This is a genomic window from Actinopolymorpha sp. B17G11 (assembly GCF_040196095.1).
In the GTDB taxonomy this organism is placed as follows: Bacteria; Actinomycetota; Actinomycetes; order Propionibacteriales; family Actinopolymorphaceae; genus Thermasporomyces.
The window spans coordinates 45,415-67,715 of record NZ_JBEFTW010000008.1; the positions used below are offsets into that span (position 1 = coordinate 45,415).

Genomic DNA, 22,301 nt, shown 5'->3' on the forward strand with positions numbered 1-22,301 from the left:
CGAATGAGTGAACTGGTGACCAAGGTCGTCGTGGTTGCGGTGATCTTGCTTGTCATCGCCGCCATCGTCGTACCGAGGGTTCGTGCGCGGCGGGCACCGGCGCAGCGTTCGAAGGCCATGGCCGATCTGGCGGAGAGCCAGGGATGGGGATACACGGCGGAGCGACCAGACCTGGTGCCACTCGTGCAGCAGCTGCCCCGGTCGCTGGGCACAGCGGGCAGCATGATTACGAGCAAGCTCATGAACATGGAGCCGACGCGGATGGCCGTCGGGTCCCGCATCCTGAACGTCCTCGAAGGTGTTGCCGAGGGACGCCGGGTTATGGTCTTCGACTGGCTGGCAGGACACGCCTCCGGAGCCGGTCGGGCGCAGCTGACCTACCTGCACACGGTCTGGGCGGTTCCATTGCCGCACGTGCCGTTCTGGGTGCAGGTGGCGAACAAATGGCAAAGTCATGACGAGTGGCGGCCCGGGCAGCTGATCCGTACCGGCGACCAGCCCTTCGACAAGAGGTTTCTCACAACAGCCGACGACGCCAACCATGTCGGCGCGGGACTCACCCCACAGGCCCGCCGGCTGCTCCTCGAATCGAGCTTCGACGGCTGGCGTCTAGATTCGGACCTCGGAATGCTCCTGGTCTGGACCCATTCCCAGCGTCGCTATGCCCCCGCGGATCAGATCGTCACAATGACGCAGCAGGCGATACGCCTGGCAGCCGAGGCAGACGCGCGAACCGCAAGCGGGTAACGTCTATGTCTTTCCAAGTGGATGATGGTGGACATTCACTTTCGAGTGCAGAGTCTCCCATGTTTCAGCTTCCTGCCTTAGGTACCCGTGGTGATTGGAGGCCCCGGCGAAGAGCCGCGACTAAGATTGACAGACAGATGGTTGATCGCGCGCCGTCATCGGCCCACCGCGCGAGGCAGCCATGGTGGTGGTGGCGAAGGAGCATGTAATGCGCTTCGAGATACTCGGCGCGCTCATGGTTCACAGCGATGACGAGAGGCCGTTGGATCTCGGATCCGCAAAGCAACAGTTGCTGCTCGCCGTACTCCTCTGTTGCCGAAATCGAACGGTGTCGACCGATCGTCTGCTCTCACAGCTATGGTCGAGTGAGCCCCCGCCCAGTGCACGAAAGAACCTGCAGGGCAACATCCTCCGGCTACGCCGTGCACTCCACGACCACGAGCGCATCGCGCACCAACAGAACGGGTACGCACTCCGGGTTGAGCCCGGTGAGGCGGACGCCGACCAGTTCGAACATGATGTCGCCGAGGCCCGCAATCTGTACCAGGCGGGAGACATGGATGGAGCGGTCGACCGATATCGTGCTGCCCTTTCGTTATGGCGGGGCAGCGCGTTCGAGACGGTGGAGCCGGTTGACCTCCTCCGCGACGAGGCGGCGCGGCTGGACGAGCTCCGCCTCGTCGTCCAGACTGAGTTGTACGACGCTGAGCTCACACACGGCTCGCCGGCAACCGCGCTCGTGCCGGAGCTGTCAGCACTCGTAGCGCAGTTCCCGTTGCGGGAGAAGTTCACCGCACAGCTGATGCTGGGGTTGTACCGGTGCGGGCGTACCGCGGACGCATTGGCGGCGTTCGCGAGAACCAGAGACCTCCTCGGTGAGGAGCTCGGTCTGGACCCCAGCAAGGAGCTTCGCGACCTCGAGGTCGCCATCCTGCGAGGAGATCCAGCGCTGGATGCGCCACCGCCCAACCGGCAGCCGCCACCGACGCCCGGGACGCCACTCCGCTTGCCGCCGGTGCAGCTTCCTCCGCTAACCGAAGGATTCACCGGACGGGTCGCCGAGCTCGCACGGCTCGACACCTTGCTCGCGCCCGTGGGCTCTGACCACCCGCGGGTCGTGGTGCTCAGCGGGATGGGTGGGGTCGGCAAGACCGCATTGGCGGTCCGGTGGGCGCGTGCGGCCGCCGCACGCTTCCCGGACGGGCAGCTCTATCTCGACATGCGCGGGTACGCGTCCGCACCAGCGGTGTCCGCGGACGAGGCGTTGGGCCACTTCCTGCGTGGGTTAGGAGTCGAGCCTGACTCCACACCTGACAACTTCGACGAGGCCTTGGCGGCGTACCGATCCGCCCTTGCGGACAAGGCTGTGCTCGTCGTCCTCGACAACGTGGCCGACGCCGCCCAGGTACGTCCACTCCTGCCAACTAGCCCGGCGTCCTGCACGCTCATCACGAGCCGGGACCGGCTGACGGGGCTCATCGCACGCGACGGCGCCCGCCGGCTGCCGCTGGACACCCTCACGCAGTCCGACGCCGAGGCAGTGCTCCGCGAACAGCTCGATCCGGACCGGATGCCTGACGAACTCGAAGCGGTGCCATCGCTTGCCGTACTGTGCGCGCGGCTTCCTCTCGCTCTCCGTATCGCCGCCGGCGGCCTCGCCGACCACCCGCATATGAGCGTCGGCGACTACGTGGCGGAGCTGAGCACCAGTGACGTTCTCGGCTCTCTCGCCATCGACGGTGACGACGAAGCCGCGGTCCGCGCTACGTTCGACCTGTCATACCAACGCCTCGCCGAAGCCGAACGACGGTTGTTCCGGCTGCTCGGCCTGCTGCCTGGCCCGGACTTCACCGCACCCGCAGCGGCAGCGCTCGCCGGCGTATCGGTCCCCGACGCGCGCAGAGGTCTGGCCCGGCTCATCTCCGCCCACCTGATCACTGAGCACGCAGCGGGCCGCTTCACGTTTCACGACCTGCTGCGTCAGTACGCGCGTGCCACGGCAGTCGCGGCCGAACCAGCCGACCGGCGGCAAGCCGCCATCGACCGCCTTCTGGCGTGGTACTACGCCACCACCGCTGACGCTCACGCGATCCGCTACCCGGCGTCGCTGCGGCTGCCGTCGCCCACCCTTCCCCCGGACATTCCAAGTGTCGAGGTGGTTTCGACTGAAGCTGCCCTAGCATGGTACGAGGACGAACAGCTCAACCTGGTCGACGCTGTGCTCCACGCCGCGGAGTCGGGTCCACACCACTGGTCATGGCTCCTGGCGGAGCTGATCGGCACCTACCTGTTCCGCACCGGACATGTCAGTCACTCGTCCCAGGTTGTCGACGCAGCACTGGCGGCGGCCACCGGTCGTGCCGATCCAGCAGCGCTGGCGTCTGCGTACATGGGCCATGCGACGAAGTTCAGGAGATCTGACTACAAGGCTGCGCGACAGGACTACACCTTTGCCCTCCAGTACGCCACCCAAGCCGCCGACGAGGCCCGCCAGAGCGGCATACTCAACAACCTCGCCGTTCTCGACACGAACGAAGGGCACTACGCGGACGCCCGCCAGCTGCTGCATCGCTCACTCGAGATCAAACAGCGGGCTGGTGGACCTGGCAGTGAGCTGACCACGCTGGACAACCTCGGCAGACTGGCCCGCTATCTCGGTGACTTCGAAGGGTCCCTCACCTATTTCCGGCAGTGTGTCAACAGCGGCGCAGAGTCTCCGGCACAGGCGACGTCATACGCCAATCTCGCGGAGATCCTTTCGATACTGGGCAGGCCAGCAGAGGCTCTCGACGTCCTCGACAGGCAGGTGGCCGAGCGGGGGGAACTCGACGATCCGGTCATGCTGTTCAACGCGGCCTTCACGCGGTCGCTCATCCTCGCAGACCTTGGTCGCCTCCTCGAGGCGGAGGCGGACAGGGTCCGCTGCGTCAACCTCTCAGGAGACCTGGGGCTCGGACATTCCGGCGACGCCCTCAATGTCTCTGGATACGTACGCCTTCGTTCAAATGATCCGGCCGATGCACTCGACGCGTTCACCGACGCTCACGCGATCGCCGAAAGGCTCGGCAACCTTGCTCTGCGGCTGAACGCGCTAGTGGGACTCGCCGAGTCAGCAGAGTTGCTTGGTTTGCACGACGACGCTCGTCGGCACTGCGGGACGGTCTCTGCCCTCGCCGAACCAGCCGGGGCGATCTCCTTCCGTGCCCTGGGCCTGACCGTCCTGTCTCGGGTGGAGCTGGCAAGCGCCCACGTCGATGCGGCCGTCGAGGCCGCTGAGGAGTCGCTTGCCATCCATCGCGAGACCGGACACCATCTCGGCAAGGCAAGAGCGCTGGTGGCGTTGGCCCAAGCGTTACGGGCCAAGGGCTCCGACGATCCGGACGGCCGAGTGGACGCATATCTGAGTGAGGCGTACGAGCTATTCAGGTCTTTCGGCTCACCTCAAGCTGACGCCGTGGCCGATCTGCTCGGATAGTGCATGAGCCACGGGCGCGAGGCTGCCTCACGCGTCGGCGAGCAGCGTTTCCGAGACAGCTTTTGGCCAACCGTCCGGGAATCTGCTCTCGACCAAACCCGTGAGTTCGCGCTTTGCGCCGTGCTCGGCGACAAACGTATCGTAGAGTTTCTTTACAAGGTCGTTGAGCGCTTTGGCGGCTGAATTCACGATCCTGAGAGCCGAGAGGACGATTTCTGCAGCCTCCTTGGCACCCAAGCTGGCGGCGTCAAGGACGTCGAATATCGCGGCATCCTGTATGATTCCAAGAATTTCCCCCACCAACTCGTGGAAGATATCGCGCACACCGTGGTAGAGATCCGCGATCGACTCTCTGAGTTTGTCCAGCTGTTTCTCCATGACGCTGGCACAATCTCTGGCCCTGATCAGCGCGTCCGATTGCCGGCCCGACCTCTTCACATACGCGTTTCCGGCGTCGTCTGTCCAGGTCTCGGAGAGGTCACTAGTGACGCCCTTGATTGTATTCGAGCACCCCTCGATCTTGTCCCTGACGTTGTTGTTCAAGGTTGTCAGGACTGGGAGGACGGTGACCGGAAAATAGATCCCTTCGAGGAGATCGAGGGCGGACTCCGCGAGTGTCTTTGCGTGCTTCCGCATCTTCTCGACGCTTGCGTCGTCGATGTAATAGCGTTGCGGCCACGGCACGGCGTTAACACGCGCAAGCACCTTGTTGATGAGCGCCTGGAAGTCCTCCACGTCCCTTTTTATCTTCTCCTCGAGCTCGTCCGCCCACTCTTTGTCCGTCGTCGGTGCCACGACTCCTCCTTGTTGATCAGTCGCCCACTGCCTTTGCGGCGTCGGCGATGGCGTCCTTGTTCCATTCCTCGCTCTCCATATAGGTGCCGTTCGTCTTGCGCAACGCGGCTCCCATGCTCGCCGTTTCTCGGGCGGCGTCCTTCAACAGCGTCCGCAGAGAGCTTCGAACATCCTCATAGGAGGGTTGGACCGGTGCGGCCAGCCCCATCTCGAGCATCGTGAACTTCGCATTGTTGAGAGCTTTGACGACCTCGTCGATGTCGTCGGAGACCACGTACCACTTCTTCATGGCCGCTTCCATGTCGTCGTACGACCATTCCTTTTTACCCATCGCCTGCTCCTTCTGGTGGTGCTCGTGAGTGTCCTGGGTCGGCGTTACTGCGTCATCTGATCGTGATTGGCGTAGGCGGTCTGGAATGCTCGCGTGAGCCGTTCTGCAAGGGTCGTGCGGTCAACGCTGGCGGCCCATCGCGGGCTCACGTAGACCGATTCCACCTCGCCGGACCTGGTTAGTTCCACACGTACGACCTCCTCCCGGAAGGAAACGCTCTCATGCGCAGGTGCGGCCGGTGGTTCGGCCACGACAGGGTCGTCGAGGTCAGCCAGCAGCGGTGGAGACTCGCCTTGGAAAAGGGCATCTGCGAATCCGCTTGTCCACGATTCAGGTGAATCAGAGGCTTCTCCGAGGTCAGCCAGAGGCAACGACCCGTCACCCCACGCACCTTCGGTCGCGAACGCGGGTTCCCATGGCGATCCCCTCTCGATGGCCGGTTCGGATTCGGCTGGTCCACCGAGACGGCTCTTGTGCTGAGTCGGCGGGCTGGCAGCGACATCATCCGACTTAATAGCGGCCCACCAGAACTCCCACTGTTGAGCTTCGGCGTTCCGCACCGCCTCCAGAACGGCAGCCCCGACCTCGTCCGGCTGCACCCGCTCTCGCCAGGCGGTAGCGGGCTGGACCCGAGTCAGCTGACCGGATGCCCTCACATCAACGGTGAACGCCGCACGAGAGTCGGCCGCCTGCACCGGAACCTGCATCGCCTGCCGAGCACACTCGTGGGCGTTGATCATGGTCTCCAGATCTGCGACCAGGTAGTCGAGGCCAGAGGTCAAGCTGGCGAAAGGCTCTGGCAATTCCGTGGAGCCGCTGCGCTCCTGCCGGACGATCGGGTCCTGGTGCGGAGATGTGAGGGGTGCAGCTCCTGATCGCCGAGCCCGCGGCTCCGGATCCCAGCCGCCCGTACGCAGCCCAGTCATTCGTTCTCCCCAGTGCGCCGTGGATCACTTCTGTTCGTGTCACGAAACCATTCTGGAAAGGAACGGTTTTCGACCGGTATGCGCGCGGTATATGGCCGGCCCTGTCCCAACGCGTTCGGCTCACCGCAACTCTCGACGACGGTGAAGGCGCCACTTGTGCAACTGCCACGCCACGAAGACGACGGCAGCGACCACCACGGCGCCTGCACCGAGGCGGTCGTTGGTGTCTTCGGCCATCAGATAGCCCGCCGCCGCACCGGCCGACGCCGCGAGTGCCAGACCGACGACGCCGAGCATCATGGCGCCGTCGACATCCCAGTCGGGCTCGTCCCCGGTAAGTCGTCGAATGATCCGCAGCGGCACGGTGAACACCAACGCGAGCACGCCGAGGCCGAGGAGAGCCAGCGGTACGACCGCAAGGCCGTAGCGTTCTGCTGGCGGGTCGAGGTACGCCGCGCCGTTGAAGACTCGAGCGTCGACGCGATCGGGCAGCTCGCCGGTGGCTGCGACCTGCCCCCACTTTGTGTACAGCGTGCCGCTGTCGGATCGGCCATCGACCGACCAGGACGCATCCGGGCATGTCGTTCGGTCGTCGAGTTCGACGGCCCGAGTTCCACGCCCTTCGCACACGTCACCCAGCTGCACCGAAGCCGGTGCCCCCAGTGTGTACCCGAGTGGCCAACCACCCATCGAGGCGGCTGGAGTCGGAACCAGGTAGAGGAGGAGCCCCGCAACCAAGCCGACTCCAGCGAGAACGAGTGCCATGGCCCGGGCGGCGTACAGCAGGTCGAGGGCGGCCCTGTGGCCCGCATATCTTGCCATTCTGCACATGCTCAGTGAGCAGATCGTGCCAGTCGAGCCACTTCGGGTAGGGCCGAAGTAGCCCACCGTCGAGTCCGGCGTACTCGGATCGAGAGTGGATCGAGATCGGGTACCCGTCGACGGCACAGACCACGGACTCACTGCAGCGACGGCTCCCGATACGAAGCCGTGTCGATACGGTGTCGGTGTGTGGATCTGGGTAGCGCTCTGCACGACTGTCTTCGTTGTGTACGTGCTGACGACACCGACCTTCCACGCCCTGGTGCGCCCGCCGTACCGGAACTGGTCGCTCATGGCCGGCGGGATCGCTGTGGCTGATGAGGTGCGCCGCCGATGGCCGGGCGCGACTATCAGCGAGGCCCAGCGACTGGCTTGGGCGTACTACCGGCTTCTCGTTCTCGGCCCGCTGGATCGCCGGCTGTCGTTCACCGAGTTTCGCCGACAACGGCGAGTGGTCCTCATGGCGAGCGTCGTCATTGGCCGCCACTGGCAGTGGCTGGCCGATCCGCGGCATCCTTGGAGTTGGCGCAGCGACGCCGCCGAAGTGGCCGAGTCTCTGTGGTTCGTGCTCCGGGTCCTCGTCAGGCCGACCCTGCTGCTGGGTCGGTCGGGCCGGGACCGGCTGCCGCGGCTGCCGATGCGCAAACGGATTCGCCGCGCCGTCCCACACCACGCTGGCGAGCGGAGTGCTACGCCGATGCAGGCCCGCGCCTCCCTGCTGTACAGCGTGGTGACGCCCTTCGCATGCCTGGGTGAGAACGGGTACCAACCCGGCTGGTACGAGCATCCGGACTGGGACCACGAGTGGACCCTCATGTTCGCCGCACTGTTCAAGGCCGGCGTGTGGACCGACGGCGAACCCGTAGCGCGCGCCACACGCCGGCCCGTGCGCGGTGGCCAGGCGAAGCCGGACCGCGACGAGGTCGAAGCCATGCAGGAGAGGCGGGAGGAGGCGCTCGAGCGGCTCAGCGACCAGCTGAGGGAGATCACCGGGGACCTGATCGAGATGGCCCAATACCGGCTGGGACGTCCGGACCACCAGGAGCGGGAGGACGCACCCACGAGCCACCCGCCGAGCAGCCCAGCGTCACCGGGTTCGTCCGGCACATCGGGGTATAGCTCACCCAGTGACGACTGGGACGACAGCCACGACTTCTACAACTGGGACTGACTGTTGAGGACTCGAACGTCGACGCGATCGGGCAGGTGCGCATAGCGCCGAAGTGGCCCACCATCGAGGCCGGCGTACATCGGATCGAGAGTGGATCGATACCGGATCAATAGTGGCTATCGGCACCATGCTCTGACGTGCTGCGAATCGTGTTCACGCCAGAAGACATGGCGCGTATTCGGGTCGCGGAAGACCCCGACCCCATGTGGGAGATCGTGCTGAGCCTGCACCAGATGGGCGCGCGACATTCCCGTGCCAGCCCCTACCGGGAATGGGCGGGCTGGGTTCGCACCGTGGCGCGCGGCCGACTCGCGCCCGTCGTGGCCGGCTTGTACGAACTGGCGCCTCCGCAGCGGTACTTTCCCGACTTCCTGACCCCTGCACCCACGAGCACCAATCTCGAGGCGGGTATTGATGAGGTGCTGCACGTACCCCGAGCGCGCCTGCGGTCAGAGATGGCCAAGGCGAATGGCGTGTCCAGCCGGTCTTCATGGTTGGCTGGCGTCGCCGCAGGAGAACCGCGGCAGCTGCGCTGGCTAGGATCCGCCCTTCGTACGTACCACGACCTCGCACTCGCGCCGTTCCACGACCAGATCGCCACCCAGTTGGACGATCACCGTCGCGGCATCACCCGGCGAATGCTCAGCGATGGTGTGCACGCCTTGCTGGGAAGCCTGGCACGAGGCATCCGTTGGACGCCTCCCGTCCTGACCGCCGACTATCCCGCCGACCTCACCATCGACCTCGGCGGCCGCGGCTTGACCCTGGTTCCTTCGTTCTTCTGCCGAGGCGCCCCGGTGACCCTGGCGAACGTCGAGCTCGACCCCGTGCTCGTCTATCCCATAGGTCCGCCACCGCACTGGATGCAACGAACCGATATCCGCGACGGAACCGACCGGCACCTGGCCGCGCTGATCGGTGGGCCACGAGCCACCCTGCTGAGGGCGCTGACCAGCCCTCTCGGCACCACTCGACTGGCCGCACGTACGGGTCTCTCCCTGTCCTCGACGAGTGAGCATACGGCCATCCTGCGCAACAGCGGCCTCGTGAGGTCGACCCGGAGCGGCCGATACGTCGTCCACAGCCTGACGCCACTCGGCCAGCGGATGCTTGCTGGCGACCACTGACAGGCCGTGCGCTTACCCCGGCCTGTGGCGGCTGCCGAAGCCCAATGGCGAACCGCATGAGGGGACCCCTGATCCAAAAGATTCGCGTGAAGGGCGCCCTCATCCAAAAGGCGAGTCGCGTGAAGGGACCCCTGATCCAGCCTTTCAGAGGCGTGTGCCACCTAGGCGTGGACCTCGAACTCGACGATCCGGGAATAGCGCGCGTCGTTGGAGGCCAGGGCGAGAATGCGGACGGCCGCGGTGGTGACAGTCGCGAACGACGAAACTACCGGCGCCACAGTGTTGCCGCGCACGGCGGCGACCGTCAACCAGGTGTCGTTGGCGGGGACCTGGACGTCCCAGTCCCGTAGACCGTAACCGGATCCGGGGATTCGGCTGGAGTCCAGCGTGTGGACCACGACCCGGCTCACCTGCTCGGGTTGGGCAAACTCGACCGCCAGCCAGTCCGGGAAGACCGCCGGGCTGCCGTCGTTCCATCCGGTCGACACCTCCCAGTCGTCCTGGTTGCTGTTGCCGTCGATGGCCCCGCAGACCGAGAAGCTCGCGTGGGTAGACGACGCGGTGACGGTGGCGGCGAGCGCGAGGTTCGCACCGTGACCGGTGGGGGGCGTCGTCACCGTAACGGGCACGATGAGCTCGTCACCCTGCCCGTCTCGCCCCGCCCCGGAGCGTGATCTCGGTGTCCCCGGCCACCGTCCCGACCGGTGCCCGGACCTCGACCGGTACGTCGAGTTCGTAACCCGCCGGCAAGTAGCTGGAGATGAGGTCGGGCGAGACGGTCAGCGGAGGTTCCGGCATGAGCAGGACATCGCCCTAGACCCGCTCGGCCGCTGCGTTGCGTATCCCGACGTCCGGGGTCCGCGCACCACACGGCACGGCGAGCACCTCGAGCGAGACCGGCAGGGCCGACAGGCGGAGATCGTCGGAGCTCGTGGGCGGGACCAACGGATCGACCATGACCTTCGTTCCCCTTGTCTGTCAGGGTTGCCGACTTCGCGCCCGGAATTCTCGTACGGACCCCTCGTAGGAGCTACTCGTACGGACTGACCGGCTGCTCGGGCGGCGGGATGTCCACCGCGAAGCGACGCCCGACCGGCGGGTTGTCCGCGATCTGCTCCAGACCCGGCCGTTCTCGGTGAGGAAACTCGCACGGGTACTGATCGGCGCCCCCTGCTGGCGGACGAACGGCACCACGCGAAAGTCCGACACCAGATGGTCGGGTGTCACCTGGAAACGTACGTAGCCGCGCAGGGAGTTGTAGAACCGCAGGTGCTGATTGGCAAGAAACTCCGGGCCGAGTTCGTCCATGTCGGCGCCGTCGAGTCCGGAGCTGATCGACGTCCCGATGAACTCCGTGGCGACGGTCTCGGAGCCCGGGTCGTCGAAGTCGGCCTTGATGTCGGCGGCCATATTGCGATGGATGTCGCCGGAAAGGACCACCGGGTTGGCCACACCGCGTTCGGTGAAGGCCGCGACGATGCGGTCGCGGGCGGGCTGATCTGCGCGTGGCAGCACCCGACGCCGGCGGCGTACGACCCGGAGGCGTTCTTCTGGCGCGACCCGGACACGCACTGAGGCCGGGAGTCGATCCGCCGGGTACGCCGCGCCGGTGAAACCTTTTGCTGGCCAAGGACGGCTACGTGACAATGCGACCATGACAGGGACGCCGCGGCCCAGCTACGAGTGCGCGCAGGAGCCTCTCCCGCGACTTCTCGACGAGGCACACGAGGGCAGAATTCAGGTGCCCGAGTTTCAGCGGGAGTTGCGCCTGGACGACGAGTGGATCACGAGTCTGCTCGCGAGCGTATCGCTGGGTTATCCGATCGGCGTGTTTCAGCTTCTCCAGGCGGGGGACCGTGGCCTGCGGTTCAGCTCCCGCCCCGTCACAGGCGCTCCCTCGTCATCGGATGCGCCCGAGCGGTTGTTGATCGACGGGCAATATCGCCTGACCTCGCTCTACCAGGTCCTTGCCTCCGGCCAGGCGGTGCACACGCGAGATGGTCACGGAAATCCGGTACGACGCTGGTACTACCTCGACATGTCCGCGGCCACCGATCCGGCCGCGGACCGCGACGAGGCGATCATCTCCCTGCCGGAGACTCGGCAAGGAGTGACACCGCAGCGGAGGCCACTCGACCTCAGCACACCGGAACGGGAGTGGGAGGAACGCATGTTCCCTCTCCGCCTGGTGTTCGGCGACGCCGCGGAACTGCGGCACTGGCAGCACGGCTTCGTCACGCCAGGAAACGCCACGGCCACCGAGCTTGCAGTGGACGGCGAGGGCTATGCGATCCGCGATCACCTCATGGACCGATTCACCGCAACCGTTCTCACCGCCTTCGAGAACTACCTGGTTCCGACCATCGTGCTGGGGAGCGAGACGACCAGATGGTCGGTGCGGGTCCACGGCGGACCCGATGGCCGGACTCTTTCTGACCGGTTCCGCGTCGCCGACGATTCGTGAGGCGGCCTTCCTCTTCGTAGCCGTGCTTCAGGCGTACACCTCGAGTTCGACGATGCGGGAGTACCGCGGTTCGCACCCGACGCAACACCCAGGCTGACAGCCTCCTTGCAAGGGGACCTCAGCCGCCGGCACAAATGACCACGCTGAGCAGGCCTGCGGCACCCGGAACAGGTGCCGACACCTGTCCAGAAACCGCAGGCCTGCTCAGCGTGGTCATTTGACGGAGGTCAGCACTCCCGTTCCCTGACAGGGGAGCACGGCGTTCCCGACAAGAGCCCCGGGCGGGCCTGTGCGGCGGCGGGCTCCACCTGGTCCGTGGGCTCAGGTGGTGACGGCCACGGTGGGGATGGCGCGATGACCTTCAGCGTAGCCATCCCACGCCCGAGCGAGCCGTTGTACGCCGGCCACCATCGCGGTGCGCGGAAGGGCGTACGGCAGCCGGGTGTGGTCGTCGGTCACGCTGTCGGGAGAGAACGCGGTACCAGGAAGGATCGCCACCCCGAAGCGCACCGCGAAGTGCGCGAAGTTGGTCACCGAGTCTGTGGGTATCCGCACCCAGAGGGACGCGCCTCCGCGCGGCGTGCGCCACGTCCAGTCGGGCAGATGTTCGCCCAGTAAGCCAGTCAGCGCCGCCAGGCCCTCGGCGAGCTCGCGGCGACGGGTGGCCTGCGCGTCCGGCAGCCGGTCGAGCAGGTGGATCGCGATCTGCTGGCTCACGAGCGACGTGCCGAGATCGGTCATGCCCTTCATCTGCGCCAGTCGCGAGACGACCTGGGCGGTGCCGCGGATCCAGCCGAGCCGAAGCCCGCTCCAGAACAGCTTGCTCATCGACCCGATCGTGAGGATCCGCTCGCTCGTACTCAGTCCGGCCAGCGGCGTCGGAGGCGACCCCTCGATGAGCGTGCCGGCGAGCGCGGTGTCGTCGACCACGATTATCTGGTGGCGCTCGGCGAGCCGGGCCAGGCGGCATCGCCGACCGTCGGCGAGGACCATGCCGGTCGGGTTGTGCACGGTCGACTGGACGTAGATCAACCGCGGCGGGCGTTCGGTGAGGAGATCCTCGACCCGTTCGACGTCCATGCCGTTGTCGTCGCACGGGACCGACCGGATCCGGCAGTTGGCCAGCCTGAACGCCTCCAACGCGCCCCGGTAGGTCGGCGCTTCGGTCACCACGCTGTCGCCCGGCTGCAGGCAGCCGTGGGTGATGAGCTCGAGCGCCTGCTGCGCCCCACTGGTGATGAGGATCTGGTCGGCCGTGGTGGGGACGCCGTGCTGGGAGTACGCCGCCGCGAGCCGTTCGCGCAACGCCGGCAGGCCGCGCGGCTGATAGCCGTGGTAGCCGGCGGTCAGGATGTCGTACTCCGCCCGGGTCAGTCCCGCCGCCACCTCGGGCACCAGGTCGAGGCACGGTAGGGCCGCGGTCGAGAAGTCCATGGTGGGCAGCGGACCGTGCAGAAACTGCGCGCCCGCGTGGTCGCCCACAAGCGCCCTGGAGGACACGGTTTCGCGATGCCCGGGGCGGCCTGATCCGGTCACCCGGGTGCCGCTGCCCTGACGGCGTTCGAGGCGGTCTTCCTGCCGGAGCGTGTGATAGGCGGCGACGACGGTCGTACGACTGAGCGAGAGCGCGTTCGCCAGGGCGCGCTCCGACGGCAGCACCGACTCGGGCGGGATCTCACCAAGATCGATGAGCTCGCGGAGCCCTTCACTCAGCCGCCGGTGCAACGGGCCGGGCCGGGCGCCCGACTCGAGGAGCATCCCGGCCAATTGGTCTGCCGTAAACCTCATCGACCCAAGGAAAGTCCAATTTCTCGGATTTGGCTATAGCTTCGCCGGGCCGAAGTCGTCAACCTGAGGGTCCGCATGGCATACGTCGTCCCCATTGGCTGTGTGCCGCAAGCCAATGGCGATGACGAGGAGTGGGCCACGGGCGATCCCCGGCCGGCCAGCGAGGAGCGAACGTGCCCGTAGGCGACATCACCTACCAGTTCGAGTACGACGAACGGATCCCGTGTGCGTTCATCGGCGCGGGCGGTCATTCGTACCGCAACGTCTATCCAACGTTCCAGTACGCACCCGTCGACCTACGGGCCGTGTGCGACGTCGACGAGTCGCGGGCGCGGGACTACGCCCGCCAGTTCGGTGCTCCACAGGCGTACGCCGACCACCACGAGATGCTCGCGCGCGAGCAGCCCGCCGCCGTCTTCATCGTGACGAGCTACCACGAGGACGGCCGCGTCCAGGCGACACAGCTGGCCCTGGACTGTCTCGCGGCCGGCGCCCACGTCTGGATGGAGAAGCCGACCGCCGCGTCGACAGCGGAGATTCGTCAGCTGCAGGAGGCCTCGGCGGCCACGGGCCGGTTCGTCATGACGGGGTTGAAGAAGATCTTCACCCCGGCGATGGAGAAGACGAAGGCGATCATCTCCTCGCCGGAGTTCGGTCCCGTCTCCTCGGTCCTGGTTCGTTATCCGCAAGGGCTTCCGCCACCGGAGCGGCGCGACAACCCACGCGACATGATCGGGTTCCTCGACCACATCTACCATCCAGGTGCCGTGCTGAACTACCTCATGGGGCCGGTGACGCGGTTCAGTCACGAGTGGGAACCCGTGGCCGGTGCGAGCACGGCGATGCTGCGGTTCGCCTCCGGTGCGGTCGGTACGCTGCATCTCGCGGGCGGCAGTGCGGCGACCAGTCCGCTGGAGCGGGTCGAGGTCATCGGGCGCGGGACCAACGTCGTGGTGGACAACGGCGTTCGGCTCACCTACTACCGGCGCGGAGGGCGGCTGGCGTACGGCCGGTCGCGTTCGTACGTCGTCGACGACGAGGCCGCACCACTGACCTGGGAGCCGGAGTTCTCCCTCGGGCAGCTGTACAACAAGAACCTCTTCTACCTCGGCTACGTCCCCGAGATTTTGCACTTCTGCGAGAGCGTCCTGGCCAAGACGCCGCCGAGCAAGGGGACCCTGGACGACGCACTGGCCATCATGACGCTCTTCGACGCGTATCGGCGAACTCCTCCCGGCACGGTGGTGGACCTGCCGCTCGCCGAGGTCGATCCGACATCCGTTCCCTCGCAGGAAGGTCACTGATGGTGCATCCCACCTCCGCGGTCAGCCGCGCCGACGACCACACGATCGAGGAGACCAGCTGGGGACGGCTGGTGTGGATGGTGTCGGAGAAGCTCGGCAACTCCACCACCATGACGGTGGGTCGGTGCTACATCGAGCCAGGCATGGAGAATCCCCGGCACTTCCACCCCAACTGCGACGAGGTCCTCCACGTCCTGCAGGGGACGATCGAGCACAGCCTGGACGACCAGAAGATCATGATGTCGGCCGGCGACACGATCAGCATCCCGCAGGGCACCTTCCACAACGCGCGCAACGTCGGCGAGCAGCAGGCCGTCTTCGTGATCTCCTTCTCCTCCGCCGATCGGCAGACCATCGGCGAGGAGTGATCGCCCGCACGACAGGGGGGTCGACGACGACGAACGGCGGAGGTCTGCCCAGGCGAGCCTCCTGGCCTGGGCGTGCCGCGACCTGAGCAATACTTCGTCGAGTGGGTGGTGGCGCATGGAGCGTTCTTGTCGCCGGCGGGACCGGCGTCCTGGGAGCACGAATTGTCGACAGGCTCGTCCGGGCCGGTCACGACGTCTTCGCGACGACCAGGCGGCCCGAACGGACAGCCTCGATCGAGGCGTGCGGCGCCACCGCGCTCCTCATGGACGCGTTGGTTCCTGCCGACGTGACGCGCGCGGTGGAGACATCACGGCCGGACCTGATCATCCACGAACTCACCGACCTCGCGGAGTTCGACTTCGGCGGCAACGCCCGGTTGCGGGTCGAGGGGACGGCCAACCTCGTCGCCGCCGCCCGCGCCGGCGGAGTGGACCACATGATCGCGCAGAGCATCGCCTGGGCGTACGAGCCCGGCGAGGATCTTGCCGACGAGACTGTGCCCCTGGCGCGCGCCGAGGATGGGTCGCCCGCCTTCGGGTCGGTCGAGTCCCTGGAGGAGGCGGTGCTCAGCCTCGGGCGCGGAGTCGTCCTGCGGTACGGCATGCTCTACGGCCCCGGCACCTGGTACAGCCCGAAGGGCGGTGCCTACTACCGTCGTGCCCGCGAGGGTGAGGTCGTGGCGACGACGGCGTGGACGAGCTTCGTCCACGTCGAGGATGCAACCGATGCGACGGTTGCGGCGCTCACCTGGCCTCGTGGCGTCGTCAATATCGTGGACGACGCGGCGACCCATGTCGACGAATGGGGACCCGCCCTCGTCGCTGTCGCCGGGGGTGCCGTCTCCTCGATCTCCGCGCGGGCAGAGGGACGGGCGGCGAGCAATGCCCGCGCGAGGTCGCTGGGCTGGAAGCCTCGCCATCCCTCGTGGCGAGAATCCTGGTCCCAATACTACGAATGAACCTGTCAAGCTCTATACGCTCGAGGTCCTGCGTACACAGGAGGGACGAAGGCCGTGAGACACCAGCCGGACGTGTGGAAGGCCGCGTACGAACGCGATGGTTATCTGGTGGTCGAGGACTGCCTCGATGACAAGACGCTCGCGACACTTCGCGAAGCGATCGATCGCATCACCGACGACCCCGACGGACTCCCGCCGCACCTGCGATCGCATGTGCAGTTGGAACGGGACTACGCCCGCGACGGCGGTGACCGCCCGGACGCCGAGCGGGTGGGCAAGGCGGTCCGGCTGATCATGGAACTCCCGCTCTTCGACCCGGTGTTCGCGCGGTTGATCCGCTACGAACCTCTGCTGGACGTGCTCGAGACGCTGTTCGAGAGCCGGGAGTTCCACTTCCACAACTACAAGTGCATCAACAAGGAACCCCAGGCGAGCAGTGCGTTCGTCTGGCACCGCGACCTTCCGTACCTCTACCACTCCACGGCCAACCTGCTGACGGCGATGCTGTGCCTCGACGACATGACCGAGGAGAACGGCGCGACCGTCGTCCTCCCCGGCAGCCACCTGCTGGTCGACGAGAACGTCTCGGTGGGTGACCAGGACATCGACGAGGCCGACCTACCCGCCGGCATGGAACGCAGGACGGTCACCTGTCCGGCCGGATCGGCCGTGCTGTTCCACGTCAACATCCTCCACGGCGGCGGCGCGAACCGATCCACCACACCGCGACGCAATGTCATTGGTATCTGGGCCGGACCGGACACCTATCCCATCGGCTCGAGTCGGTACGCCTACCAGGATCTCTACCCCCGCAGCGAAGATCCGGCGCGGCAACGTCAGCTCCGCATGACCTACGACGCGCTCGGCTGAGACTCGCACCGCGTGCCGGGCGCTGGTGTCTCAGCTGGCAGGCGCCAGCTTCCCGGTGAACATCGCCAGGATGGCGAAGTTGTCGGCGTACGGCGAGTTCTGCAGGATCGGATCGTCGTCTGCCGGCCAACCCTTCACCCGGGTGCCCTCCAGTGCCGGGTTGTTTCCGTACCTCTCGAACAGCGGAATGATCGGGAGCAGTTCGTTGAACGCGAGCGCGGCCGTCGCCACGTTCTGCTTCTGCGCGGCCTCGTCGAGCCCTTCCCCTGCGGCGTTGACGATCTTCTCGAGGTCGACCGGCCCGAACGCGTCGGTGTCCTGGGTGAGTTCGAAGGCGATTCCCTTGCCACCCTGGTTGGCCGCGATGGGGATGTTGTGCGTGAACAGGTCGGTGACGAACGAGAAGTGCGGGTGCGGATGGCTCGATCCCCACGCCTGGATCGCCAGCTCGAACGCGCCCTTGTCGACGTCGATCGGTTGCTGGTTGGCGGTCACGCCGCGTGGACGAACGGCGATGCCGAACTTCGTCAGTTGCCGCGCGAGGTTGGTGCCCGAGGTCGACCAGTCGGCCCACTCCGCCGGGAACACGAGCGTGTAGCTCGCCTTCGTCCCGTCCGGTTTCTGCCACGCCCCGGCGACCTTCTTCCAACCGGCGTCGGTGAGCATTGCCGCCGCCTTGCCCTGGTCGTATGGATAGGTGTCGAGCTTGGCCTGCTCCTCCTCGGACAGCCAGCCGGGAACCAGGATGTCGGAGAAGCCCGTCATCGACTCGACGCCCACACCCGACCTGCCGAGGGCGAACGTCCCGTTGGCCTTGCGGTCGATCGCGTGCGCCAGGGCACGCCGCACCCGCACGTCCTTGAACTCCGGCAGCTTGTCGAGGTTGAACAGCAGGGCCGGACCTGAATAGACGGGCGGACGGATGACCCGGACACCCTGCTTGACGAACTGCTGCTCCTCCGCGACCGCGAACCCGTGGGTGGCGTAGTCGACCTCCTTCGACAACACCAGCGGGGTGATCTGGCTCGCCGACTCACCGGCGTACAACGTGATCGTGTCGAACTTGATCCTGTCCGCGGCGAAACCCTTGTCGTTCTTGACGAGCGTGAGCTGCGCGTTGGTGATGCTGGCGAAGTCGTATCTGAACGGCCCGCTGGTCAACACGTCCCGTTCGGGATCCTGCGGGCGGTAGGCCTGGAGATCCTCGTTCAGGGTGCCGCCCTCGTCGGTGTCGAGGTCCTTGCCGGACGCGAAGAGTTCCTCGGCCCGTTGCGCGAACTGCCCGTAGGTCGCGTCGGCCATGACGGGCGCCCGCAGCACGTACCGCTCGACGACGCTGGACGGATTGTTCATCGTGAACACGACCGTGCGCTCGTCGGTCGCCTCCATCGACGTCACGAAACCCCACTCGGTCTGCCGCATGATCCGCCGGCACCAGAACGTCGTCATAACGTCCTTGCTGGTGAGGGGCGAGCCGTCGTTCCAGGTGAGATCGGGCTTGATGGAGAGCGTGAACGTCTTCGCCGCCGCGTCGAACGCCCACGAGTCGGCGAGCAGCCGTTCCCACTTCTTGTCCTGCCAGTAGTACATGCCGCCGGGCAGGAAGATGAGGTCCTGGTAGATGCTGCCGGCGAGAATGCCGTCGGTGACGCCGGCCATGATGTTGAAGTGGCCCTTCGGCGGGACCTGGTACGGCCAGGCGCCCACGAACTCCGCCGTCCCGCCGCCGCCCGCCCCGCCCCCTCCCTCACCGTCGCCGCCGCAGGCGCCCACGATGCTGGCGCCCGCCGCGCTCAGGCCGATGATCTCGAGCAGCCGGCGCCGGGAGAGTTCCGGGTGGTGGGCATTCGACGACGGACTCATTGGTCCTCCCACGAGCTGGTGGCGGCTGGATTCTCCGCACGGTGCATGCGTCGTACCAGTGGAGTTGACCAAGGCACAAGGCCATGCTCGAGGAGGGACCTGTAACGGACAGATTCACGTTCGTGGGGACAGCCAGATCGGGCACCGACGTGCGACCCGACCCGCGCGATCCCGTCAGGCCGACGCATCCGGCCCAACGGGATCGCGGTTTCGGAGAAGTCGGCTCACTCGCTGTCGGTGAACTTCCGCTCCGCCGATTCCTTGACGTCGCGAGCGGCATCGCCCATCTTGTCGCCGGCCTGTCGTGCCTGCGCTTCCGCCTGCTCCGAACGTCCTTCCTTTTGGGCTTGTTCGTTGTGAGTGGCCTGGCCAACCTTCTCCTTGGCCATCCCCTTCATCTTCTTGACCTTGCTCTTTGCCTTGTCGGCCTTACTCATGCCGAGGATCTCCCTCCAGGCGCCACATGCCACGTCGTAGGACTGGCGCGGCCTCATCGCCTGGTCACCTACCCGCCTGGGCCTTGATTCCATTCGTCAGCTCCGCGCGTCCGCGACAGACAGGCGGGCATCGGCACGGTCGGTGACGCGGTGATCGGGCCAGTCCGGACAGGTGCTGCGCGTCTCGGCACAGGCGTTGTCGTACGGACAATCGGGAGGAATCGAGGTCCCGTTTCTCGGCGACACCAGCCGAGGGCAGGCGATCTCGGCAACGCGGAGGACCCCGCAGTTACCTGAACACACCTGTTCAGGTTATCGTTCGCCAGGTACTATCCTTTACATCAGTGTTCAGTTTCCAGTCGGGACGGGGTCGCCCGCCCGGTGGGACGAGGAAGATCGACAGGAAGGGACTCCTCGTGCAATCGATCGTCAACACACACCAGGCCGAGGCGTGGAACGGATATGAGGGCGAGCACTGGGCCGCCCATCAGGACCGATGGGACGCGGTCAGCCGCGAGTTGAACGACCATCTGCTCGCCGGAGCCGCGATCAGCGTGCAGGACCGCGTGCTGGACATCGGCTGCGGAAACGGCCAGTCCACGAGGTCGGCGGCCGTCCGAGCGGCTCGGGGGTACGCCCTCGGAGTCGACCTGTCAGGGCCGATGCTCGAACGAGCCCGGGCCACCGCGGCGGACGAAGGCATCGACAACGTGCGCTTCGAACAGGGCGACGCGCAGGTGCACCCATTCGAGTCCGGCGGTTTCGACGTGGCGATCAGCCGAGGCGGAATCATGTTCTTCGCCGATCCGGTCGCGGCCTTCGCCAACATCGGACGCGCGCTCCGGACCGCTGGGCGCTTCGTGTTCGTGTGTCCGCAGGAGGTCCACTGGCAGGACTGGTTCGTCGCCCCGATGACGGCACTACTCGGTCGTCCGCCTGGACCTGCGGCACCAGGTGAGCCCGGGATGTTCTCCCTGGCAGACCGGGACCACCTCGACAAGGTGCTGCGCGCCGCCGGGTTCGAGACGGTGACCGCCACGGAGATCGGCGTACGGATGACGTACGGCCGCGACGCCGATGATGCCGCCGAGTTCTTCCTCGGCATGGGCCCGGCCCGTTTCCTGCTCAGCCAGACCGGCCGGACGCAAGCCGACGTCCGTCCCGCGGTCCGCGCGGCACTTCGTCCGTACGAACAGGTCGGCGGGGTTCACCTGCCGGGTCGCTTCTGGCTGGTCAGCGCGACCCGGCCCTGATCGAGACGTTCCCCGAACGTGCAAGGAGACCAAGGAGACTGCCGTGTACGACCTACCTGGTTACGTCTGGGCCATGACGCTCGGTGGCGTGATCGGAATCCTGTTGACCACCAGTTACGTGCTGTACCGCGGAGGGGTCGAGATTGGGCTCAGCCGTACGAAGGCGATCGGTGTCGGCCTTGCGAGCTACGTCTTGCTCGGAGGTTGGCTTGTCGCCAGCGGCCTGCTGGCATGGTCCGGCGCCTACCTCCAGGGCTCCGGAGACGTCAGGCCATGGCTCGGACTCGCCGCCGTCTCGGTCCTCGCCGGTGTGCTCCTTGCCGGCCGTATTCCCCTCGTGTCCCGCATCCTGGCCCACCCTGGGACTCTGTCCCTTCTCGTCCTCCCGAACGTATTCCGGATCTTCGGCTCCACGTTCCTGACCGTGATGGCGCTCGGGCACCTGCCCGCGGTCTTCGCGCTACCCGCCGGTCTGGGAGACATCGCCGCCGGGGCGGCCGCGCCGTTCCTCGCCTGGCGGCTGGCACGCGGCGACCGGCGCGGTGCGGTGAGCTTCCACCTGTTCGGCATCCTCGACCTCGCTGTCGCCCTGGCGATCGGCTACCTCGCCGGCCTCGGACCGGTCCAGCTCATCCACGTCGCCCCCTCTACCGAGGCGCTCGGGATGCTGCCGCTGGTGCTCGTCCCGACGGTGGCCGTCCCCCTGATCATCGGGCTACACGTCCTGTCGCTTACTCGGCTTCACGCCATGGCGCGGGCAGAAGTCCGCCACGCCTCGGAGCCGCTCCCGGCGGCCGGCTGATCCGCCGACGTGCGCGGGGATCGGAGCGAGGCGTTCGCCCATCGGCATGGGTCTTCGTCCGCGCGGGTCATGTCCAGGCACACCGCGTGCGTCGCCGTATCCTCGCACCATGACCGGCGAGACGGACCCGAACCGCGCCACGCCCCGGCGCCGACGCGCCGACGCGGAACGCAACGTCGCCACGATCATCGACGCCGCGTTGGACGGGATCCTCGCCGGCGGCGAGGTCAACATGGCGGCCCTCGCCCGTGCGGCAGGTGTCAGCAGGGTCACTCTCTACACCCATTTCCCTACTCGGGAGGCACTGCTCGAGGCCGTCGTGGACCGTGCCATCGCGCACGCGAAGGAACTGGCGAGGGAGCTGAGGCTCGACGATGGCCCGCCGCAGGAGGCCCTGTCTCGACTGCTGCGGTCCCAGTGGCGAACACTCGACCGGTACCGCACCCTCTACGCCCTCGCCGCCACCGATCTGCCCCCAGCCCGGCTACGCGCGCTCCACGCACCGTTGTTCGGCCGGGTCGCGAAGCTCATCTCCCGAGGGCAGGCCGACGGCGAGTTCCGTACCGACCTGCCGCGAAGCTGGCTCGTCGCCAGCGTCTACGGCCTGATGCACCAGGCCGCCGAGGAGGTCAACGCCGGCCGCCTGTCCGCACGGAAGGCCGGCGACACGGTGACAGAGACGGTGCTGTCCGCCCTGGCCGGCTGACTGCAGGCTGGCTTGGCGAGTTTGCTTGCCAGGTTCGCTTGCCAGGTTGACCGGCTACCGATTGCACGCCAAGGTGGCTGGCCAGGAGCCAGG

23 protein-coding genes are annotated in these 22,301 nt (G+C 66.6%); 12 read left to right on the plus strand and 11 right to left on the minus strand.

Going from position 1 to position 22,301, the window contains the following annotated elements:
- Positions 1 to 3: 3 nt before the first annotated feature.
- Both ABN028_RS10860 and ABN028_RS10865 read left to right on the plus strand, forming a co-directional pair.
- A complete protein-coding gene (locus ABN028_RS10860) occupies positions 4 to 747 on the plus strand; it encodes a hypothetical protein (RefSeq protein WP_349696505.1) in 744 nt (247 codons plus the stop codon).
- 208 nt (positions 748 to 955) lie between these two features.
- Complete coding sequence (locus ABN028_RS10865) at positions 956 to 4,222, plus strand: AfsR/SARP family transcriptional regulator (protein ID WP_349696506.1); 3,267 nt, start codon at positions 956 to 958, stop codon at positions 4,220 to 4,222.
- A gap of 27 nt (positions 4,223 to 4,249) precedes the next feature.
- Here the strand turns inward: ABN028_RS10865 and ABN028_RS10870 are convergent, their stop codons facing one another.
- The 4 genes from ABN028_RS10870 to ABN028_RS10885 all read right to left on the minus strand — a co-directional run bounded on the left by ABN028_RS10870 (position 4,250) and on the right by ABN028_RS10885 (position 7,096).
- Positions 4,250 to 5,017, minus strand: a complete 768-nt coding sequence (locus tag ABN028_RS10870; protein ID WP_349696507.1) for a hypothetical protein — start codon at positions 5,015 to 5,017, stop codon at positions 4,250 to 4,252.
- 16 nt (positions 5,018 to 5,033) lie between these two features.
- Complete coding sequence (locus ABN028_RS10875; protein WP_349696508.1) at positions 5,034 to 5,348, minus strand: hypothetical protein; 315 nt, start codon at positions 5,346 to 5,348, stop codon at positions 5,034 to 5,036.
- Positions 5,349 to 5,392: 44 nt separating this feature from the next.
- Positions 5,393 to 6,130 (minus strand): hypothetical protein, encoded by a 738-nt coding sequence (locus ABN028_RS10880; RefSeq protein ID WP_349696509.1) that lies wholly within the window; start codon positions 6,128 to 6,130, stop codon positions 5,393 to 5,395.
- 264 nt (positions 6,131 to 6,394) lie between these two features.
- Positions 6,395 to 7,096 (minus strand): hypothetical protein, encoded by a 702-nt coding sequence (locus ABN028_RS10885; RefSeq protein WP_349696510.1) that lies wholly within the window; start codon positions 7,094 to 7,096, stop codon positions 6,395 to 6,397.
- Positions 7,097 to 7,283: 187 nt separating this feature from the next.
- Between ABN028_RS10885 and ABN028_RS10890 the strand changes: the two genes are divergently transcribed.
- The gene (locus tag ABN028_RS10890; protein WP_349696511.1) at positions 7,284 to 8,267 is read left to right on the plus strand and encodes a hypothetical protein; all 984 of its coding nucleotides are present in this window, start codon (positions 7,284 to 7,286) and stop codon (positions 8,265 to 8,267) included.
- 137 nt (positions 8,268 to 8,404) lie between these two features.
- Positions 8,405 to 9,394 (plus strand): ArsR/SmtB family transcription factor, encoded by a 990-nt coding sequence (locus tag ABN028_RS10895; protein WP_349696512.1) that lies wholly within the window; start codon positions 8,405 to 8,407, stop codon positions 9,392 to 9,394.
- A 161-nt stretch (positions 9,395 to 9,555) separates the two neighbouring features.
- On the opposite strand, the gene ABN028_RS10900 is transcribed toward ABN028_RS10895, so the two are convergent.
- The 4 genes from ABN028_RS10900 to ABN028_RS10915 are packed head-to-tail and all read right to left on the minus strand — an operon-like array spanning position 9,556 to position 10,966.
- Complete coding sequence (locus ABN028_RS10900; protein WP_349696513.1) at positions 9,556 to 10,023, minus strand: discoidin domain-containing protein; 468 nt, start codon at positions 10,021 to 10,023, stop codon at positions 9,556 to 9,558.
- Positions 10,024 to 10,033: 10 nt separating this feature from the next.
- Positions 10,034 to 10,192 (minus strand): hypothetical protein, encoded by a 159-nt coding sequence (locus tag ABN028_RS10905; RefSeq protein ID WP_349696514.1) that lies wholly within the window; start codon positions 10,190 to 10,192, stop codon positions 10,034 to 10,036.
- Positions 10,193 to 10,207: 15 nt separating this feature from the next.
- Positions 10,208 to 10,351 carry a hypothetical protein gene (locus tag ABN028_RS10910; protein WP_349696515.1) on the minus strand — a complete coding sequence of 48 codons (144 nt, stop codon included), beginning with the start codon at positions 10,349 to 10,351 and terminating at the stop codon, positions 10,208 to 10,210.
- A gap of 21 nt (positions 10,352 to 10,372) precedes the next feature.
- Entirely contained in the window at positions 10,373 to 10,966 is a 594-nt protein-coding gene (locus ABN028_RS10915) for an alkaline phosphatase D family protein (protein WP_349696516.1), read from the minus strand.
- Between the two features lie 82 nt (positions 10,967 to 11,048).
- On the opposite strand from ABN028_RS10915, the gene ABN028_RS10920 reads away from it, so the two are divergent.
- Positions 11,049 to 11,858, plus strand: coding sequence for a GmrSD restriction endonuclease domain-containing protein (locus tag ABN028_RS10920; RefSeq protein WP_349696517.1), 810 nt, complete (start codon positions 11,049 to 11,051; stop codon positions 11,856 to 11,858).
- Between the two features lie 321 nt (positions 11,859 to 12,179).
- Here ABN028_RS10920 and ABN028_RS10925 read toward each other — a convergent pair whose 3' ends face one another.
- The gene (locus ABN028_RS10925; RefSeq protein WP_349696518.1) at positions 12,180 to 13,646 is read right to left on the minus strand and encodes an aminotransferase-like domain-containing protein; all 1,467 of its coding nucleotides are present in this window, start codon (positions 13,644 to 13,646) and stop codon (positions 12,180 to 12,182) included.
- Positions 13,647 to 13,819: 173 nt separating this feature from the next.
- Here ABN028_RS10925 and ABN028_RS10930 point away from each other — a divergent pair, with 173 nt between their 5' ends.
- The 4 genes from ABN028_RS10930 to ABN028_RS10945 all read left to right on the plus strand — a co-directional run bounded on the left by ABN028_RS10930 (position 13,820) and on the right by ABN028_RS10945 (position 17,147).
- Positions 13,820 to 14,950, plus strand: a complete 1,131-nt coding sequence (locus ABN028_RS10930) for a Gfo/Idh/MocA family protein (RefSeq protein WP_349696519.1) — start codon at positions 13,820 to 13,822, stop codon at positions 14,948 to 14,950.
- Positions 14,950 to 15,318: a cupin domain-containing protein gene (locus ABN028_RS10935; RefSeq protein WP_349329450.1), complete on the plus strand. Its 369-nt coding sequence runs from the start codon at positions 14,950 to 14,952 to the stop codon at positions 15,316 to 15,318. Before ABN028_RS10930 ends, ABN028_RS10935 begins: the two co-directional genes overlap by 1 nt.
- 101 nt (positions 15,319 to 15,419) lie before the next feature.
- Positions 15,420 to 16,277: an NAD-dependent epimerase/dehydratase family protein gene (locus ABN028_RS10940; RefSeq protein WP_349696520.1), complete on the plus strand. Its 858-nt coding sequence runs from the start codon at positions 15,420 to 15,422 to the stop codon at positions 16,275 to 16,277.
- Positions 16,278 to 16,331: 54 nt separating this feature from the next.
- The gene (locus tag ABN028_RS10945; protein WP_349696521.1) at positions 16,332 to 17,147 is read left to right on the plus strand and encodes a phytanoyl-CoA dioxygenase family protein; all 816 of its coding nucleotides are present in this window, start codon (positions 16,332 to 16,334) and stop codon (positions 17,145 to 17,147) included.
- 30 nt (positions 17,148 to 17,177) lie between these two features.
- Here the strand turns inward: ABN028_RS10945 and ABN028_RS10950 are convergent, their stop codons facing one another.
- Both ABN028_RS10950 and ABN028_RS10955 read right to left on the minus strand, forming a co-directional pair.
- Positions 17,178 to 19,010, minus strand: coding sequence for an ABC transporter substrate-binding protein (locus ABN028_RS10950; RefSeq protein WP_349696522.1), 1,833 nt, complete (start codon positions 19,008 to 19,010; stop codon positions 17,178 to 17,180).
- 224 nt (positions 19,011 to 19,234) lie between these two features.
- Entirely contained in the window at positions 19,235 to 19,447 is a 213-nt protein-coding gene (locus ABN028_RS10955) for a CsbD family protein (protein WP_349329446.1), read from the minus strand.
- 416 nt (positions 19,448 to 19,863) lie between these two features.
- Between ABN028_RS10955 and ABN028_RS10960 the strand changes: the two genes are divergently transcribed.
- The 3 genes from ABN028_RS10960 (at position 19,864) to ABN028_RS10970 (ending at position 22,208) form a co-directional block, all read left to right on the plus strand.
- Positions 19,864 to 20,700, plus strand: coding sequence for a class I SAM-dependent methyltransferase (locus ABN028_RS10960; protein ID WP_349696523.1), 837 nt, complete (start codon positions 19,864 to 19,866; stop codon positions 20,698 to 20,700).
- Between the two features lie 43 nt (positions 20,701 to 20,743).
- Complete coding sequence (locus ABN028_RS10965; RefSeq protein WP_349696524.1) at positions 20,744 to 21,502, plus strand: DUF8737 domain-containing protein; 759 nt, start codon at positions 20,744 to 20,746, stop codon at positions 21,500 to 21,502.
- 109 nt (positions 21,503 to 21,611) lie between these two features.
- Positions 21,612 to 22,208, plus strand: a complete 597-nt coding sequence (locus ABN028_RS10970) for a TetR/AcrR family transcriptional regulator (protein WP_349696525.1) — start codon at positions 21,612 to 21,614, stop codon at positions 22,206 to 22,208.
- Positions 22,209 to 22,301: the final 93 nt, after the last annotated feature.

Excerpts from the sequence above, each read along its gene's own strand:
- ABN028_RS10860 (WP_349696505.1), top strand. The coding sequence starts at position 4 with ATGAGTGAACTGGTGACCAAGGTCGTCGTGGTTGCGGTGATCTTGCTT.
- ABN028_RS10865 (WP_349696506.1), top strand. The coding sequence starts at position 956 with ATGCGCTTCGAGATACTCGGCGCGCTCATGGTTCACAGCGATGACGAG.
- ABN028_RS10875 (WP_349696508.1), bottom strand. The coding sequence starts at position 5,348 with ATGGGTAAAAAGGAATGGTCGTACGACGACATGGAAGCGGCCATGAAG.
- ABN028_RS10885 (WP_349696510.1), bottom strand. The coding sequence starts at position 7,096 with ATGGCAAGATATGCGGGCCACAGGGCCGCCCTCGACCTGCTGTACGCC.
- ABN028_RS10905 (WP_349696514.1), bottom strand. The coding sequence starts at position 10,192 with ATGCCGGAACCTCCGCTGACCGTCTCGCCCGACCTCATCTCCAGCTAC.
- ABN028_RS10910 (WP_349696515.1), bottom strand. The coding sequence starts at position 10,351 with ATGGTCGATCCGTTGGTCCCGCCCACGAGCTCCGACGATCTCCGCCTG.
- ABN028_RS10920 (WP_349696517.1), top strand. The coding sequence starts at position 11,049 with ATGACAGGGACGCCGCGGCCCAGCTACGAGTGCGCGCAGGAGCCTCTC.
- ABN028_RS10925 (WP_349696518.1), bottom strand. The coding sequence starts at position 13,646 with ATGAGGTTTACGGCAGACCAATTGGCCGGGATGCTCCTCGAGTCGGGC.
- ABN028_RS10935 (WP_349329450.1), top strand. The coding sequence starts at position 14,950 with ATGGTGCATCCCACCTCCGCGGTCAGCCGCGCCGACGACCACACGATC.
- ABN028_RS10950 (WP_349696522.1), bottom strand. The coding sequence starts at position 19,010 with ATGAGTCCGTCGTCGAATGCCCACCACCCGGAACTCTCCCGGCGCCGG.
- ABN028_RS10955 (WP_349329446.1), bottom strand. The coding sequence starts at position 19,447 with ATGAGTAAGGCCGACAAGGCAAAGAGCAAGGTCAAGAAGATGAAGGGG.
- ABN028_RS10970 (WP_349696525.1), top strand. The coding sequence starts at position 21,612 with ATGACCGGCGAGACGGACCCGAACCGCGCCACGCCCCGGCGCCGACGC.